The sequence below is a fragment of the Arthrobacter sp. Y3223151 genome, assembly GCF_059091125.1.
Genome location: NZ_JBNHGI010000005.1, coordinates 45186 through 61584 on the forward strand (window position 1 = coordinate 45186; position 16399 = coordinate 61584).

Consider the following 16399-nt stretch of genomic DNA (forward strand, 5'->3'; position numbering starts at 1 on the left):
GGAGCGAGGGCCACAAGTGTCAACGTACGAATACACAGCTGACGACCGGGCTACCACTGTAGCTCCGCGCGTCGTGCCGGTGTCCAAGGGGCGCATCGTCGTCAACTGGATCACCTCAACGGACCACAAGACCATCGGGTACATGTACCTGATCGCGTCGTTCATCTTCTTCTGCCTCGGCGGCGTGATGGCCCTGGTCATCCGTGCCGAACTGTTCGAGCCCGGCATGCAGATCCTGCAGACCAAGGAACAGTACAACCAGCTGTTCACCATGCACGGCACGGTGATGCTGCTGATGTTCGCCACGCCGCTGTTCGCCGGCTTCGCCAACGTCATCATGCCGCTGCAGATCGGCGCCCCCGACGTAGCGTTCCCGCGCCTGAACGCGCTGGCTTTCTGGTTCTTCCTGTTCGGCAGCATCATCGCGGTGGCCGGCTTCATCACGCCGCAGGGCGCCGCTTCCTTCGGCTGGTTCGCCTATGCACCGTTGTCCAACACCACCTTCTCCCCGGGAGTCGGCGGGGACTTGTGGGTCTTTGGTTTGGCGCTGTCCGGCTTCGGCACCATCCTCGGTTCGGTCAACTTCATCACCACGATCATCACCATGCGCGCCCCCGGCCTGACCATGTGGCGCATGCCGATCTTCACCTGGAACACGCTGGTTACCGCCATCCTCGTCATGATGGCATTCCCGCCCCTGGCCTCCGCGCTGTTCGCCCTCGGCGCCGACCGGCGCCTGGGTGCGCACATCTTCAACCCGGAGAACGGCGGTGCCATCCTCTGGCAGCACCTGTTCTGGTTCTTCGGCCACCCCGAGGTCTACATCATCGCCCTGCCGTTCTTCGGCATCGTTTCCGAGATCTTCCCGGTGTTCAGCCGCAAGCCGATCTTCGGCTACAAGGGCCTGGTCTACGCCACCATCGCCATCGCCGCGCTGTCCGTGACCGTGTGGGCCCACCACATGTACGTCACCGGCTCGGTGCTGCTGCCGTTCTTCGCCTTCATGACGATGCTCATCGCGGTGCCCACCGGGGTGAAGTTCTTCAACTGGATCGGCACCATGTGGCGCGGCTCGATCACCTTCGAGACGCCCATGCTGTGGAGCCTGGGCTTCCTGGCCACCTTCCTGTTCGGCGGCCTGACCGGCATCATCCTGGCGTCGCCGCCGCTGGACTTCCACGTCTCCGACACCTACTTCGTGGTGGCGCACTTCCACTACGTGGTCTTCGGTACGGTCGTGTTCGCAATGTTCGCGGGCTTCTACTTCTGGTGGCCCAAGTGGACCGGCAAGATGCTCAACGAGCGCCTCGGCAAGATCCACTTCTGGATGCTGTTCCTGGGCTTCCACGGCACCTTCCTCATCCAGCACTGGCTCGGCGTCGAGGGCATGCCCCGTCGCTACGCCGACTACATGCCGGAAGACGGGTTCACCGCGATGAACCAGTTCTCCACGGTGGCATCCTTCGTGTTGGGCGCCTCGATGATCCCGTTCTTCTGGAACGTCTACATCACCTGGCGCAACGGCAAGAAGGTCGAGGTCGACGACCCCTGGGGCTTTGGTGCTTCGCTTGAGTGGGCGACCTCCTGCCCGCCGCCGCGGCACAACTTCACCTCGCTGCCCCGCATCCGGTCGGAGCGCCCCGCGCTGGACCTGCACCACCCGGAGCTGGCGCCGCGGCACACCCCGACGACTCCGGCACCGGTGGCCCAGATGGCCGGTCCCGCTGACCAGAAGGACGCATAACTGTGAAGATTGAAGCCTGGCTATTCATTGCGCTTGCGCCGTTCTTCGCCCTCGTTGCCACCGTCTACGGCTACATGGGGAACTGGGAAGAGCCCGTCGGCTGGCTGGCGCTGTACCTGACGGCCGGACTGTCCCTGATGATTGGCGGTTACCTCTGGTTTACGGCGCGGCGCATCGGCCCCCGTCCGGAGGACCGGGTAGACGCCGAAATCCATGAGGGTGCCGGCGAGCAGGGCATGTTCAGCCCGTGGAGCTGGTGGCCCATCGTGCTGGGTCTCGGTGCCGCCACTGGATTCATGGGCCTGGCGGTCGGCTGGTGGATCGTCTACATCTCAGTCGGCCTGACCACGGTGGCCATCATCGGCTGGGTCTACGAATACAGCCGCGGGGACCACGCGCACTAATACCCGCAGCTACACGACGGAAGGGTCCGGAACCATGAGGTTCCGGATCCTTCCGCGTATCCGCGGGCCGGCCGGGCGCCGGGACGCTGGTCTAGACCGGATAGAATGGGTGAATGCAACCGGCTGAACAGGAGGCCGCATGTCCGTGAACGCCGCCGCGATCGAGGGTGGGCTCGATGGCTCCTCCCGTACCGCCAAGCACGTCCAGCTCCGGGACATTTTGCGCAGGCATGCCCAGGAACGCTGCGAACCCGGGGCCGCTTTTCCCTCGGAGAGGGAGCTGGCCGAACGCTTCGGCGTGGCGAGGATGACCGTACGCCAGGCGATCGACTCCCTCGTCGCCGAACAGGTGCTCGAACGCATTGTCGGCCTGGGGACCTTTGTGCGGCAGCCGAAGCTGGACCTGCAGGTCAAGCTCACCTCCTACAGCGAAGAGATGCAACGCCGCGGCATGGTTCCCGATGCCCGTGTCCTCAGCTTCGAGCAGATCGGCGCCACCCCGCTGGTCGCCCGCGAGTTGCAGATCGATGAGGGGCAGCCGGTGGTGCGCTTCCGCCGCCTGCTGCTGGCGGACGCCGAACCGATGAGCGTGGACGAAAACTTCATTCCGGCGCAGCGGGTGCCGGGGATCCTCGACGAGGGGCCGCCGTCGTCGCTGTATAACGTCTTGAGCGAACGGTACGGACTGATCATGGAGTGGGGCGAGGACACCATAGAGGCAACCGCAGCCCAGCCCTCCATTGCGCGACTCCTGAGCGTGGACATCGGATCTCCGCTGCTGAAAATCCAGCGGCATGCCTACGTCTCCAAGACCATGGTCGACTTCTCGATCTCGTATTACCGCGCGGACCGCTACAAGCTCTGGGTACCGCTGCAACGGCCCGGGGGACGCGCGCCGCGTTCCTACAACGTCAAGCGCTTTTAAGGGCGCCAGAGGGCCGCTGGAGGCCGCCCGCGCCGCCAGCCTATCGTCGTCCGCCGTACAAGCCCTGCAGTGGGCGGACGGCCTCGCGCGTAGCCGCACATGCCGGCAAGGGGCAATGACCGCCGTCGCCGATAGCCCCGTTTGTCGGGGGCACACCGGCCCGCCCGTGGCACTAGGCGCCGCTGACGCGGGTCTCGTGGCACTAGGCGCCGCTGGACGTACCCGACAACCCAGGCCGCTTGCTGCGGCCGCACACGACCTCTGGAACCGCCGCAATGCCCCAGTGGCGGCAGCGCCGGGGGAGCGCGTCAGCTCGGTATACGCAGGGTGCCTCACCGGGCGGCGAGGCAAAGGGGCGAGACAACAGAGAATGGCCCCGGACCAGGTCCGGGGCCATTCTCTGTGCGGTTATTGCCTTAGCGGGCGGTGACTTCCGCCTTCTCGGCGGGTGCCTCAACCTCGGCGTGGTGGCTGTGTGCAGCCTCCAGCTCGGCCGGGGTAACCGGTGCCACACGGTCTTCGAAGAAGAACCGGGACAAGGCGCCGCGCAGCTTCTCGGAGCGCTTGATGTGGCCAGCCCTGTTCGGCTGCGCCGGGATCACCTCGGGCGACTCGTAGCTGACCAGCCGGTACTGCTTGTACTCGTTCAGCGGCTCGTGGACCTCGATGAACTCACCATGCGGCAGGCGGACAATGCGTCCGGTCTCCCGGCCATGGAGGGCGATCTCCCGGTCCTTGCGCTGCAGCGCCAGGCAAATGCGGCGCGTGACGATGAAGCCGAGGATCGGGCCCAGGAAGAACAGCGCACGCAGCCAGTACGTCACGTCGTTGAGCGACACGTGGAAGTGCGTGGCGATCAAGTCGGAGCTGGCAGCTGCCCACATCACCGAGTAGAAGACGATGCCGGCGACGCCGGTGGCGGTGCGGAACGGGACGTTGCGCGGGCGGTCCAGGATGTGGTGCTCGCGGGTGTCCTTGGTCACCCAGCTTTCGATCCACGGCCAGGCGAACATCACGGTGAACAGCAGGGCCGCCGGGCCGAGGGCCGGGAGGAGCACGTTCAGCGAAATGGTCCGGCCGAAGATCACGAACTCGCCCACGCCGGGCATCAGGCGCAGCGCGCCGTCCACCCAGCCGATGTACCAGTCAGGCTGGGTACCGGCCGAGACGGGGGAGGGGTCGTAGGGGCCGTAGTCCCAGATCGCCAGGATCTGGAAGTTCGCCGCAATGACGGCCAGGATGCCGAAGACAACGAAGAAGAAGCCGCCTGCCTTGGCCGCGTAGACCGGGCCAATCGGGAAGCCGACGACGTTGGTCTCGGAACGGCCGGGGCCGGGGTACTGGGTGTGCTTGTGCACGACAACCATGAACAGGTGGACGGCGATCATCAGGAGGATCAAGGCCGGGACCAGCAGGATGTGCAGCACGTACAGGCGGCCCACGATGTCCGTACCCGGGAACTCGCCGCCGAACAGCAGCAGCGAAATGTAGGTACCAACCAGCGGGATTGCCTTGATCACGCCGTCGATGATGCGCAGGCCGTTACCGGAGAGCAGGTCGTCCGGCAGGGAGTAGCCGGTGAAGCCGGCAGCCAGGGCCAGGATCAACAGGACGCAGCCGACAACCCAGTTCAGCTCACGCGGGCGGCGGAACGCACCCGTGAAGAACACGCGCAGCATGTGGAACGAGACCGAGGCAACGAACAGCAGCGCAGACCAGTGGTGCAGCTGGCGCATGAACAGGCCGCCGCGGATCTCGAACGAGATCTCCAGGGTGGACTGGTAGGCGACGGACATTTCGACGCCCTTGAGCGGCACATACGGTCCGTCGTATGTGGTATGAGCCATCGAAGGATCGAAGAAGAACGTCAGGAACGTTCCGGTGAGCAGCAGGATGACGAAGGAATACAGTGCCACTTCGCCGAACATGAAGGACCAGTGGTCGGGGAAGATCTTCCGGCCGAATTCCTTGACGATCCCCGAACCGCCGACGCGGGTATCGACGAAGTTGGTGATCCGTCCGGCCCGCGTCTTGGGTACGTAGGTATCAGTTGAAGCGCTCATGCTTAGCCACGCTCCCAGTAGCTAGGTCCGACAGGTTCATGGAAATCGCTTGTGGCGATCAGGTAGCCCTCGTCGTCGACGCTGATCGGCAGCTGGGGAAGGGCGTGTGCGGCCGGGCCGAACACAACCTTGCATTCCTGTGCCGCATCGAAGGTCGACTGGTGGCAAGGGCAGAGCAGGTGGTGCGTGTGCTGTTCGTACAGCGCCACCGGGCAGCCAACGTGAGTGCAGATCTTGGAGTACGCAACGATGCCATTGTAGTTCCAGTCTTCGCGGCCTGGGGAGACCTGGAGGACGTCGGGATTCAGGCGCATCAAGAGGACGACCGCCTTGGCCTTCTCCTCGAGCTTGTGCTCGGCCTCGTTGAGCCCCTCGGGGATGACGTGGAACGCGGAACCAATGGTGACGTCCGAGGCCTTGATCGGGGTGCCGCTGGGGTCGCGGGTCAACCGGACGCCTGCGTCCCACATGGTGTGCCGCAGCACCTCCGGGTTCAGGTCCTTGGACAGGTCGCGGAAGATGCCGATGGCCGGCAGGATAGCCAGCACGCCGGCGCCGATCAGGGTGTTGCGGATCAGCGGTCGGCGGGAGATGCCGGATTCGTCCAGGACCTGGCCGATGATCTGCTCGGCGTCCTTGCGGTCTTCCTCGGTGCGGACCTCGTGGCGCTCTTCAACGATCTCGTGGTCCGGCATGAGGGTCTTGGCCCAGTGGACAATGCCCACGCCAATGCCCAGCATGGCAAAAGCGGTGCCCATGCCGAGGGTGAAGTTCTGCAGTCGCAGCGTTGCGGTGGTGTCATCCAAGCGGATGCCAAAGTACCCGACGAAGAAAAGTACGGTGCCGATGATGGAGATTACGAAGAGTATCGCAACCTGGCGTTCGGCTCGCTTTTCCGCCCGGGGATCTTTGTCGGCACGGCGCGGGCGGTGCGGGGGGAGTCCAGGATCCTGAAACTTCTCCACGTCGCTCTGACCAGCCGTAGCAACGGTGCCCGAGGTGTTCGGACTGCCGTGACTATGGTCGCCCATGATCCCTCTCATCCTTCTCTAAATAGTTCAAAACTCATAATGACTGTTGGCGCTTCTCCGGCGGCCCGTTGGGCCGCCGGAAGCGAAGGTTAGGAAGACCGCTGGGTCAGCCAGATGGTGAACGCGATGACCACGCCCAATCCAAGCGTCCACATCAGCAGGCCCTCGGACACGGGGCCGAGGCCGCCAAGGGCGAACCCGCCGGGGGAGGGCTGCTCTTCGATGGTCTTCAGGAAGGCGATGACGTCGCGCTTCTCCTCCGGGGAGATGTTCGCGTCGCTGAACACCGGCATGTTCTGCGGACCGGTGGCCATGGCCTCGTAGATGTGCGCTTCGCTGACGCCGGCAAGCGCCGGTGCGAACTTGCCGCGCGTCAGGGCGCCACCGGCTGCGGCGGCGTTGTGGCACATGGCGCAGTTGACCCGGAAGATCTCGCCGCCGGCGGCAGGATCACCCTGGGAAACGTCGAGGAATTCATCAGCCGGAATCGCGGGGCCGGCGCCGAGGGAGGCAACGTATGCCGCCAACTGCATGGTCTGCTCTTCGTTGAACTGGTTCGGCTTTTCCATGGCCTGGGGGCCGGACATCTGCATGGGCATGCGGCCGGTTCCTACCTGGAAGTCCACGGCGGCGGCGCCGACGCCAATCAGCGACGGACCGGCCTGGTTGCCGTGCGCACCCTCCGGGGCCCCGACAGCACCGATTCCGTGACAAGTTGCGCAGTTGGCTACGAAGAGCTTCTCGCCCTCTTCGATGTCCTGCGCGGAAAAGGTGGTGGTTTGGGCCTTGGCCTCGTTGACGTTCCCGGCAACGGCGTACAGTCCGCCGGTGACGAGCAGTCCCATGAGCAGCAGGGCAACGGCCGCCAGGGGATGTCGTCGCCTCTGGGAGAGTGCCTTCACTTGTTGGTTCCTAACTTTGCGGTGCGTGTGCGTAGATGTTCGGCCGGCTGGTCCGCAGCGAGGCGCGGACCTTTCTGCCGTCTACTTAAGGAAGTAGATGATGATGAAGAGAGCGATCCACACGACGTCGACGAAGTGCCAGTAGTACGACGTGACGATGGCCGACGTGGCTTCGAAATGGCCGAACTTCTTGGCGACGTAGGCGCGGCCGATGATCAGCAGGAAAGCGATGAGGCCGCCTGTGACGTGGAGGCCGTGGAAGCCGGTGGTGATGTAGAACGCCGAACCGTAGGAATTCGAGGACATCGAGACGCCTTCGGAGACGAGCATCGCGTATTCGTAGGCCTGGACGGAGACGAAGATGGCGCCGAGGAGGAATGTCAGCAGGAACCATTCGACCATGCCCCACTTGGCGACATTGAAGAGCCCGCCGGAACGGCGGGCCTGCAAGCGCTCTGCGGCGAAGACGCCGTACTGGCAGGTGAAGGAACTGGACACCAGGATGATGGTGTTGGCCAGCGCAAACGGAACATTCAACTTCTCGGTTTCCATCGCCCACATCTCGCCGGAGGTGGCGCGGAGGGTGAAGTACATAGCGAAAAGGCCGGCGAAGAACATCAGCTCGCTGGAGAGCCACACAACGGTTCCGACGGAAACCAGATTGGGGCGGTTCAGCGTTGGATGCGCCGGGGTACTGGGGGCATGGGTTGCAGTTGTCACAAGGCCATTATGTCTATAAATCTGCCCACTTCACCAATGCATTTGAACGCGTGGCGCCGCGTTCCAGTTCCTGAACCGCTGGATTCCGCGGAACGGCGCGGAAGTTAACAATCCGGAAGTTTCTACAAAACGTAGATAACCTAGTGAAGTGACGACCGAACCCAACGCTCAGAACACACCCACCTGGCCTGAACTGATCTCTGCCCTGATCTCCCGGCAGGACCTCACTGCGGCCCAAACCCAGTGGGCGATGAACACGATCATGTCCGGCGGGGCCTCCGACGCGCAGATGGCCGGCTTCCTGGTCGCGCTGCGGGCGAAGGGGGAGACAGTCGATGAGCTGACCGGCCTGGTGGAGGCCATGGTCGGCAACGCCCGGCCGATCGACATCCCGGGGGAGAAGCTGGACATCGTCGGCACCGGCGGGGACCGGCAGAACACCGTCAACATCTCGTCCATGGCCGCCCTGGTGTGCGCGGGGGCCGGGGCGCGGATCGTCAAGCACGGAAACCGCGCCGCGTCGTCGTCGTCCGGTTCTGCCGATGTGATCGAAGCCCTCGGTGTGCGCCTGGACCTCCCGGTGGACCGCGTGGCACAAACCGCCGTCGAAGCGGGGATCACGTTCTGCTTCGCGCAGGTGTTCCACCCCTCCATGCGCTATGCGGGCGCGGTGCGCGCGGAACTCGGCGTGGCCACGGCCTTCAATTTCATGGGTCCCATGACTAACCCGGCGAATCCCACGGCGGCCGCCATCGGCGTTGCCGATGCCCGGCTGGCGCCGCTCATCGCCGGCGTGCTGGCCGCCCGGGGCATCCGCGCGCTGGTCTTCCGCGGCGGGGACGGCCTGGATGAGCTGACCACCACGGGCCCCTCGTCGGTATGGGAGGTGCGCGGAGGCGCGGTGACGGAACACGACCTGGACCCGCTGGACCTCGGCATCCCCCGGGCAACGCTGGACGACCTGCGCGGCGGCGACGCCGCCGCGAATGCCGAAGTGGTGCGCCGCGTGCTCGCGGGGGACAAGGGGCCGGTGCGCGACGCCGTCGTCCTCAACGCGGCCGCCGCCCTGGTGGCCAACGAGGCAACAGCCGACGCCCCGCTGCTGGAGCGGCTGGCCGCCGGTTTGGAACGGGCCGAGGAAGCCATCGACAGCGGTGCCGCGGCCGAGGCGCTGCAGCGCTGGATCGACGCTACCCGCTGACTTCCCGGCCCGCGCGTGGGCCGCAACAGCTTAACAAGGAGTGCCCCGGACAGGACGTCCGGGGCACTCCGTTTGAGTGCGAAGCCTAGTGCTCGAATCCGAGCGAGAAGGCTGCATCCAGGTCGTGCTTGGAATAGGCGCGGAAGGCGATGTGAGTGGTCGTTGCCTGCACGCCCCGGACCTTCGAGAGCCGGTCGGCGATGACATCGGCCAGCTCGTCGTGCTTGGCGACCCGGGCGACGGCGATCAAATCCCATTCCCCGGTGACCGAATAGACCTCGCTGATGCCCTCGATCTCGGAGATCTCCTGGGCGCACTCCGGAATCCGGGTCGCATCGGTGCGGATGAGAACGAATGCTGTAGCCACTGCACTGCCTTTCTGCTGGAACTGGGTGTTCTTCCCTCTATCCGAGGTTATTCCACCCGTCGGGCGAAACGTAGTTTGATGAACAGGGCGGCGGCCGCCCGCCACCCCAACAGCAGGGCGCCGAGGACCAGGAAGGCCACGATCTGGAAGGACAGCGCGAGCCCGCCGCCCGCCAGGCCGCGCAGGGCGAGCCCCAGGGCCACTGCGGCCAGCCAGACTGCGACCCCGGTCGGCCAAAGGGAGGCCGGCCGGCGCCAGGCGCGCGAGGCCAGCCAGCCCACGAGGGCCCCGGCCAGGAACGGGCTCGCGGTAATCAGGATTCCGGCCAGGGCCATTCCGTGTTCGTGCGTGTTTCGGCCCGCCGCCGCAAAAATGACGACGGCGGCCAGGTCCAGGGCGATCGATGCGGCCGCCAGCGGGATGCCCGCGCGGAGCCGGGGCGATGTTTCAGTCACCCCTCCACACTATCGGGCATGCACGGGCGTACGATTCGAGGACGAGCCGGCCGGGGTCCGACGCTGTCGGCGGCAGTCGGGCAGGGGGCGAAGCCGGGCGGCTGGGCAGGGGCCGAAGCCCGCGGCGGATTGGGAGGAGCGGAAGCCATGAAGTTGGCACAGGTTGCGCTCGGTGTGCATGAGCTCGAGCGGGCCACCGCTTTCTACACCGACCTGCTCGGTGATCCGCCGGCCGGGGTCTTCGACCCTCCGGGCTTGGTGTTCTTCGATCTAGACGGCGTGCGGCTGTTGCTGGAGGTGGGCGCGCCGGCCGCCCTGTTGTACCTGCAGGTCGACTCGGTGCGGGACCGGGTCGAGGAACTGCGCGCCCGGGGGATTGCGGTTGTCGAGGAACCACACATCATCTTCCGGCATGCCGATGGCGCCCTGGGACCTGCCGGCATGGATGAATGGATGGGGTTCATCCGCGACTCCGAAGGCAATCTCCTGGGGCTGGTCAGCCACCAGCCGGTGGAGCAGTAAGGTTGCATCCGCGCCTACAACCCTGCATACTTGTTGCCTGAGCCACAAGGAAGTAGGTTTGTATGTATGTTCTGACCGTCGATCAGCGGCGCTCACGCCGCCACGTGGACCTCGTTGAGGGCGCGCTTGGAGCCCTGAATGAGGACCGGTCCCGTCCGCTGGTGCGCGGGTTCGAACGCACCGCCGGCGACGAGATGCAGGCGGTCGTCGCCGACGCTGCCGTGGCGGCGGATCTTGCCCTGGACCTGGCGGTCAGCAACCACTGGAGCGTGGGAATCGGCGTGGGCGGGGTCGTCACTCCGCTGCCGGAATCTACCCGCGCGGGCTCCGGCGAGGCCTTCGAGCGCGCACGCGAAGCGGTGACCGCGGCCAAGACATCGCCGGGCAACGTCGCCGTCTCCGGTGCCCGCGAGGAGGCCGGCCATGCCGAAGCGGTGCTGCAGTTGCTGGTGTCGGTGGCGCGGAAGCGCAGCAGGCAGGCCACCGAAGCCGGGATGCTCAGTGATGAAGGACTCACCCAGCAGCAAATCGCCGACCGACTGGGGATCACCCAGCAGGCCGTCTCCAGCAGGCTGCATAGTGGGCTCTGGCCGGAGTGGCGACGCGCACGGTTGGCGGCACAAGCGTTGCTGGAAGGGGCCGACCGATGAGCGTCATGGCACTGCTCGCGCTCTGCGTGGCCGCGGCGGTGGCGGCGCCCATGTACTTCGAGCGGTTCCAGGGCCGGGGCAACCGCTGGCTGTACGCCGCCAGCGCCGTGTCGCTGCTGCTCCTGGGCATTGCGGGATTGTTGGCGGTCCTGGGGTCCGGCGGTTTGGGCCCGGCAGCCTATGCGCTGGGCGTGGCGGCCGCCGCGATCGGCGGTGGCCCGGCCACCGTAACCATCCTGCGGTTGTCGTTCAATGCCTCGCACCCGGACAACCACACCGACCCCGAAGCATCCCCGGTGCTCCGCGGAGGGGCCTGGATCGGGGTGCTCGAGCGGACGGCCATCGCGGCCACCCTGCTGGCCGAGTGGCCGGAAGGATTGGCAGTTGTCCTCGCAGTGAAAGGCCTGGGCCGGTATTCGGAACTCGGCCAGTCCGGGGCGGCCGAGCGCTTTATCCTGGGCACCTTCGCGAGCGTGCTGTGGGCCGCGGCCGCTACCGGCATCGCGGTTCTCCTGCGCTGAGCGCAGGCGACGCCTCGGCATTCCCGGCCAAGAGGGCGGCGCCGGGTTAGCGGCGCTCAGTCCGTAATAGAAAGCACGGTCCCGCCCGGTGCTGCCGCCGCCCCCTGCAGGGCCCGCGTTCCGTCCCCACGAAATATTCCCCGCGGTCTGTTGCCCACGCCACATTCGTCCTCTTATGATGATCACCGGTCAAGGAGCGGCCATGGGGAACTCTTGAGGGGACAAAGCATGGATCCCAAACTGCGAGTGGTCGTCCGGCTGGATATCGATCGGGAATCCGCCAATATCGAAGTGCGCGGGCACGTGACAACCCGAAACATCGTGGCGCTGTATTCGTTGGTTCGCCGCACCAGCGCGCTTGCGCCCGGGCGGGGCGTCACCATCAACCTCCAGAATGCCCGGATTGAAGCTGCCGCGCTGGAAGAGCTTCACCGCTGCAGTGAAAGCAAGCGGCTTCCCGGTTATGCGGCCCCCGAAGGGGAGGGGTGCCGCCTGCAGGTGATAGGCCCGGATGACAGGGACGCCACGACCCTGCTGCTGGCCGGTGCCCCCGGCTGAGCCGGAGGCATCACGTTTGGCTGCCGGTCGGTGCCCGGTTCACGTCGCACACCCGATTCACACGTTCGAGGGGCGGTTCCGGTACGCCTGATACAGGGGAGGAACCCATCATGCAGAAGATCACGCCGTGCCTGTGGTTCGACAGCGAGGCCGAAGAGGCGGCACAGTTCTACGTCCAGCTGTTCAAAAACTCGAAGATCCTCGACGTGACGCGCTACGGCGAGACCGGTCCCGGGATGGAAGGCCAGGTGCTGACCGTAGAGTTCGAGTTGGACGGCCAGTCCTTCACGGCCCTGAACGGGGGAGCCCAGTTCACGTTTAATGAGGCCGTCTCCCTGCAGGTGGACTGCGAGGACCAGGCGGAGGTCGACCGGCTCTGGGACGCGCTGACTGCCGACGGCGGTGCCGAGAGCCAATGCGGATGGCTCAAGGACAAGTACGGATTGTCCTGGCAAATCATTCCCTCGGTGCTGCCGCGGCTGATCGGCGGGCCGGATCCGCAGAAGGCCCAGCGTGCCATGGAAGCCATGCTGCAGATGAGGAAGATCGACATCGGCGAACTGCAGCGCGCCTACGACGCCGGCTAGCGCCTTGTGAGCCGCGAGCCCCTTTGTTCGCTCCCGCCGGCCGAGAGCTCACAGGATGCCGGCCGGAAGGTGCGTGTTCCTGACGGCGTCGAAGACGACGTCGGTGAGTCTGTGCTGGCGCGCGAGGACTCCCCGCTGCCTTGCCGCGCCGGTACCGTCGCGAAGGATTCCGTCGACGACGGCCCGTATGGGATCCAGATCGTCCGTTTCCGCCAGCACGGGTCCGACATGTTCGAGCAGTGCTGCGACCACGTTGCGGGCCGGGGCGCGGTCGCTCTTCACAGGGTGCAGCAGTTCTTCTTCCAGTCCCGACCTGCTGGCCCGCCAGGACGCAAGACGCAGCAGCTCCGCCGGTACCGGAGGCGGCGGGCTGCCGTCGCTCCATTGCCGGGCAGCCGTTTCTACCAGCGCCCGGCACAAGGCGGCCACGGCGGCGGCATGTTCCGCTTGCAGGCAGACATCGGCCACGCGGATCTCGACCGTGGGATGCCGTTGACCTAGCCGCGCGTCGAAATAGATCATGCCCTTATCCAGCAGCACGTCGCACTCGAGCAGCATCCCCAACAGTTGGTGGTAGGCAGCGGGGGAGCCGAAGATGCCGGTCGGCCCGGCGGTGGGCCACCGTTTCCAGACCTGGTAGCGGAAGCTGGCGTAGCCACTATCCACGCCCTGCCAGAAGGGGGAGTTGGTGCTCAGCGCGAGCAGGACCGGCAGCCAGACGCGGATCCGGTCAAGCACGGCAACGGCTTCCTCATCGGAGGCAACCGAAACGTGCACGTGGAAACCGCACGTCAGTTGTTCGCGCAGGGTCATGCCGAACCGGGATTCCATGGCCTGGTAGCGCGGCCGCGGCACGAGGCTGGTAGTGGCGGGCAGGGGATAGGTGCCCAATGCTGCAGCCCTGGCGCCAAAACGCCGCGCCTGTCGGTCAGCCTCCGCGCGCCCGGCCCTGATGCCCGCTGCCAGGTCCTGCAGATCCTTGTACGGAGCGGACACCGCTTCGAGCTGTTCCTGCTTGACCTCGGACATCAGGCTGCCCTTGTAGCCGCCGCGGGACGCCGTTGCCCCGGGTGTATCAAGCACCGCAGGTTCTTCCTGCTCCCGGAGCAGTTGTTCCGAGACGGAGGCCAGGGCGCCGGTCTTGGCGTCCACCAGGAGCAGCTCTTCCTCCACGCCAAAGGTTCGCATGCTGTTTAGTGTTCACCACAGGCGGGCTTGGCGAAAGACCGTCGCGGTTCGCCGGACCTTCCGTGGGGGGCGGACGCGGCACGATGACGGAGACCATTCAGGTTGATCAGGTTCGGCTGCGGAGATGACCGCATTCAGGGGTCCCGCCGGGCTGCAAAACGGGATACCGTAGCCGACACGGAGGCGCGCATGCATCTCCGGCAGTGCCCGCAACCGATCAGAATCCCTCGGCCTGATCTTCGGCAAGGCCGCTTTGCAGCCCCGGGATCTGTGCCGTTGTGAGCCGGCTTATATCGGCCTTCAACCTAGGATCGTGCTGTGGAAATCGTTGAAACCATGCTCCCCGGCGTCGGCATGCGATATGACCTCAAGACGAGGACCAACGTCAATTTTTCCCTGGTGATAGACCGGAATGGCGCGGCCGACATCCTGACCTTTGACGAAGACGATCCGGACAGGGCAGTCAGCAAGCTCCAATTGGAATCGGAAGAAGCGTTACAGCTGGCCGAGCTTCTGGGCGCGCCCCGGATCATGCAGCGCTTTGCGGATCTTTCCAGGGAGGTCCCGGGACTGGAAACCAGCCGCTTTAGCGTTCGGCCGGACTCACCGTATGCGGGCCGGCCGCTGGGTGAGAGCAAGGCCCGCAGCCGGACGGGGTGCTCAATCGTGGCGATCATACGCGGGGAGCGCGTGATCACGGGCCCCACCCCACAAGAGCAACTCCTGGCCAACGATGACCTGATAGCCCTGGGATCGGCCGATGGGCTTGCCGCACTCGAAGCTCTCATCAATGCGCCGACCGCCACCTGAACGTGACACACCTGTCGCTCCTCCTGATCGAATTGGGAGTGCTGTTCACCGTCTTATCCGGGCTCGGGCTTCTGGCTCACAGGCTTGGCCTTTCACCGGTCCCGTTTTATCTCCTTTCCGGGTTGCCGTTCGGAGAGGACGGACTGCTGCCGGTGCACGCAGCGGGGCCCTTCGTGGAAACCGCGGGGGAGATCGGCATCGTCCTGTTGCTGCTCCTGCTGGGACTCGAGTTCTCCGCGGCCGAGCTGATGTACAGCCTCAAGCGGCATCGTGTCTCGGGTTTGATCGATTTCCTGCTGAACGCGGTGCCCGGGTTCCTGCTGGGGCTGGTGTTGCAGTTGCCGTGGCAGGCGGCTTTGGCACTTGGGGGAGTCACCTGGATATCCTCGTCCGGCATCATCGCCCGGTTGCTGGATGACCTGGGCCGTTTGGGAAACCGGGAGACGCCGGCGGTGCTGTCGATACTGGTTTTGGAAGACATCGCCATGGCGTTGTTCCTGCCAATCCTGGTTGTCGTCCTTGCCGGCGGCGGAGCTTGGCAGGCAGCGGGGGGAGTTGCCCTGGCCGCCAGCGCTGTGACGCTCGCCCTTGTCGCGGCACGTAAGGCCGGGTACCGGATGGGACGTCTGCTGTCTCATCCCCAAAATGAACAGGTCATGTTGCGCCTCCTCGGCATTACATTGGCGGTTGCCGGAGTGGCCGAGGGTATGGGCGCCAGTGCAGCAGTCGGCGCCTTCCTGGTGGGTATAGCGATTCCCCAGCACTTTGCCGACCGTGCCCGGCATGTCTTAAGCCCGCTGCGCGATCTCTTTGCGGCGATCTTCTTTGTCACCTTCGGTCTGGCCATCGATCCTGCGGACATGTGGCCCATCCTGCCTGCAGCACTGCTGCTGTCCGTCGTGACCGCTGCTACCAAACTGGGTACGGGCTGGTGGGCAGCAGGAAAGGAAGGAGTGCGGCAGCGTGGACGCCTCCGGGCGGGGGCCGCCCTGGTCACCCGGGGTGAATTTTCTGTCGTCATTGCCGGTCTGGCGGTTGCGGCAGGCTACACAGTGGTGGGGCCCATCGCCGCAGCATATGTCATGATCCTGGCGGTCGCGGGTCCACTATTGGCCCGCTTCAGCGATGCCTGGATGCCTCGTACGGGCGGAATGGACGTTCCGAAACCGGGTCCCGAACCGAGGTGAAGGACCTTCATGGCGTAGCCGGGGCACGCGGGACTTCACCGGCATCAAACGCCGAGCGATATCGCAGTGCAACACTAGGTCCGTGACTGCTTTCACGATATCGACCGACCTGCCAGTCTCCGATGCAGAACTGCTTGCGCTCTATGAGTCTGTTGGTTGGGCGGCTTATACCAACAACCCGGATCTGCTCTGTCGTGCGACAAGGAACTCGTCCTTCGTAGCAACGGCTCGGACTCAACACGGCAAGCTAATAGGCCTCGCGCGAACCGTTTCGGACGATGCAACATTCTGTTATGTGCAAGACATCCTGGTGCACCCGGCGTTTCAGGGCACCGGCGTCGGACGTGGCCTTTTCACCCAAATAGAAGAGCGGTACCAGCACGTTCGGCAAATGGTGCTCCTCACCGATGATGAGCCGCAGCAACGCGCCTTCTACCAATCCATGGGACTGACCGAGGGATCGGATTTCGCATCAGGTCCCGTTCGCGTCTTTGCCCGGTTCCGCTGACGCGCGACCGACCAAGACCGAACGGTGCCGTGCGCTTCATCACGCCGCCAAACGCA

19 protein-coding genes are annotated in these 16399 nt (G+C 65.3%); 12 read left to right on the forward strand and 7 right to left on the reverse strand.

Annotated elements, in window-relative coordinates; genetic code table 11:
- Positions 1–16 precede the first annotated feature (16 nt).
- The 3 genes from ctaD to AC5RUP_RS09180 all read left to right on the forward strand — a co-directional run bounded on the left by ctaD (position 17) and on the right by AC5RUP_RS09180 (position 3073).
- A complete protein-coding gene (gene ctaD, locus AC5RUP_RS09170) occupies positions 17–1744 on the forward strand; it encodes an aa3-type cytochrome oxidase subunit I (protein WP_494067867.1) in 1728 nt (575 codons plus the stop codon).
- Positions 1745–1746: 2 nt separating this feature from the next.
- Positions 1747–2148, forward strand: coding sequence for a cytochrome c oxidase subunit 4 (locus AC5RUP_RS09175; protein ID WP_494154029.1), 402 nt, complete (start codon positions 1747–1749; stop codon positions 2146–2148).
- A 139-nt stretch (positions 2149–2287) separates the two neighbouring features.
- Positions 2288–3073, forward strand: coding sequence for a GntR family transcriptional regulator (locus AC5RUP_RS09180; RefSeq protein ID WP_494154030.1), 786 nt, complete (start codon positions 2288–2290; stop codon positions 3071–3073).
- Positions 3074–3489: 416 nt separating this feature from the next.
- Here the strand turns inward: AC5RUP_RS09180 and qcrB are convergent, their stop codons facing one another.
- The 4 genes from qcrB to ctaE all read right to left on the reverse strand — a co-directional run bounded on the left by qcrB (position 3490) and on the right by ctaE (position 7789).
- Positions 3490–5136: a cytochrome bc1 complex cytochrome b subunit gene (gene qcrB / locus AC5RUP_RS09185; protein WP_494092178.1), complete on the reverse strand. Its 1647-nt coding sequence runs from the start codon at positions 5134–5136 to the stop codon at positions 3490–3492.
- A 2-nt stretch (positions 5137–5138) separates the two neighbouring features.
- Positions 5139–6167, reverse strand: a complete 1029-nt coding sequence (gene qcrA / locus AC5RUP_RS09190) for a cytochrome bc1 complex Rieske iron-sulfur subunit (RefSeq protein WP_493978421.1) — start codon at positions 6165–6167, stop codon at positions 5139–5141.
- Between the two features lie 89 nt (positions 6168–6256).
- The gene (gene qcrC / locus AC5RUP_RS09195) at positions 6257–7069 is read right to left on the reverse strand and encodes a cytochrome bc1 complex diheme cytochrome c subunit (RefSeq protein ID WP_494131525.1); all 813 of its coding nucleotides are present in this window, start codon (positions 7067–7069) and stop codon (positions 6257–6259) included.
- Between the two features lie 81 nt (positions 7070–7150).
- A complete protein-coding gene (ctaE, locus tag AC5RUP_RS09200; protein ID WP_494092177.1) occupies positions 7151–7789 on the reverse strand; it encodes an aa3-type cytochrome oxidase subunit III in 639 nt (212 codons plus the stop codon).
- Positions 7790–7937: 148 nt separating this feature from the next.
- Between ctaE and trpD the strand changes: the two genes are divergently transcribed.
- Entirely contained in the window at positions 7938–8990 is a 1053-nt protein-coding gene (trpD, locus tag AC5RUP_RS09205) for an anthranilate phosphoribosyltransferase (protein ID WP_493999748.1), read from the forward strand.
- A gap of 85 nt (positions 8991–9075) precedes the next feature.
- On the opposite strand, the gene AC5RUP_RS09210 is transcribed toward trpD, so the two are convergent.
- Together AC5RUP_RS09210 and AC5RUP_RS09215 are read right to left on the reverse strand one after the other, a co-directional pair.
- Positions 9076–9357, reverse strand: coding sequence for an Lrp/AsnC family transcriptional regulator (locus tag AC5RUP_RS09210; protein ID WP_494091469.1), 282 nt, complete (start codon positions 9355–9357; stop codon positions 9076–9078).
- Between the two features lie 47 nt (positions 9358–9404).
- Positions 9405–9812, reverse strand: coding sequence for a DUF3054 domain-containing protein (locus tag AC5RUP_RS09215; protein ID WP_494131524.1), 408 nt, complete (start codon positions 9810–9812; stop codon positions 9405–9407).
- Between the two features lie 147 nt (positions 9813–9959).
- Here AC5RUP_RS09215 and AC5RUP_RS09220 point away from each other — a divergent pair, with 147 nt between their 5' ends.
- The 5 genes from AC5RUP_RS09220 to AC5RUP_RS09240 all read left to right on the forward strand — a co-directional run bounded on the left by AC5RUP_RS09220 (position 9960) and on the right by AC5RUP_RS09240 (position 12650).
- A complete protein-coding gene (locus tag AC5RUP_RS09220) occupies positions 9960–10334 on the forward strand; it encodes a VOC family protein (protein ID WP_494153754.1) in 375 nt (124 codons plus the stop codon).
- Between the two features lie 62 nt (positions 10335–10396).
- On the forward strand, positions 10397–10984 hold the full coding sequence (locus AC5RUP_RS09225; RefSeq protein ID WP_494131522.1) for a sigma factor-like helix-turn-helix DNA-binding protein: 588 nt from the start codon (positions 10397–10399) through the stop codon (positions 10982–10984).
- Positions 10981–11505, forward strand: coding sequence for a hypothetical protein (locus AC5RUP_RS09230; RefSeq protein WP_494067858.1), 525 nt, complete (start codon positions 10981–10983; stop codon positions 11503–11505). Before AC5RUP_RS09225 ends, AC5RUP_RS09230 begins: the two co-directional genes overlap by 4 nt.
- 228 nt (positions 11506–11733) lie before the next feature.
- Positions 11734–12063 carry a hypothetical protein gene (locus AC5RUP_RS09235; RefSeq protein ID WP_494153755.1) on the forward strand — a complete coding sequence of 110 codons (330 nt, stop codon included), beginning with the start codon at positions 11734–11736 and terminating at the stop codon, positions 12061–12063.
- A 110-nt stretch (positions 12064–12173) separates the two neighbouring features.
- Positions 12174–12650: a VOC family protein gene (locus tag AC5RUP_RS09240; protein WP_494091475.1), complete on the forward strand. Its 477-nt coding sequence runs from the start codon at positions 12174–12176 to the stop codon at positions 12648–12650.
- Between the two features lie 48 nt (positions 12651–12698).
- On the opposite strand, the gene AC5RUP_RS09245 is transcribed toward AC5RUP_RS09240, so the two are convergent.
- Positions 12699–13838 carry a glutamate--cysteine ligase gene (locus tag AC5RUP_RS09245; RefSeq protein WP_494091476.1) on the reverse strand — a complete coding sequence of 380 codons (1140 nt, stop codon included), beginning with the start codon at positions 13836–13838 and terminating at the stop codon, positions 12699–12701.
- A gap of 318 nt (positions 13839–14156) precedes the next feature.
- On the opposite strand from AC5RUP_RS09245, the gene AC5RUP_RS09250 reads away from it, so the two are divergent.
- The 3 genes from AC5RUP_RS09250 to AC5RUP_RS09260 all read left to right on the forward strand — a co-directional run bounded on the left by AC5RUP_RS09250 (position 14157) and on the right by AC5RUP_RS09260 (position 16343).
- Positions 14157–14648, forward strand: a complete 492-nt coding sequence (locus AC5RUP_RS09250; protein ID WP_494131519.1) for a cation:proton antiporter regulatory subunit — start codon at positions 14157–14159, stop codon at positions 14646–14648.
- 2 nt (positions 14649–14650) lie between these two features.
- Positions 14651–15835: a cation:proton antiporter gene (locus AC5RUP_RS09255; protein ID WP_494158482.1), complete on the forward strand. Its 1185-nt coding sequence runs from the start codon at positions 14651–14653 to the stop codon at positions 15833–15835.
- An 82-nt stretch (positions 15836–15917) separates the two neighbouring features.
- Positions 15918–16343, forward strand: coding sequence for a GNAT family N-acetyltransferase (locus AC5RUP_RS09260; RefSeq protein WP_494153756.1), 426 nt, complete (start codon positions 15918–15920; stop codon positions 16341–16343).
- Positions 16344–16399 lie beyond the last annotated feature (56 nt).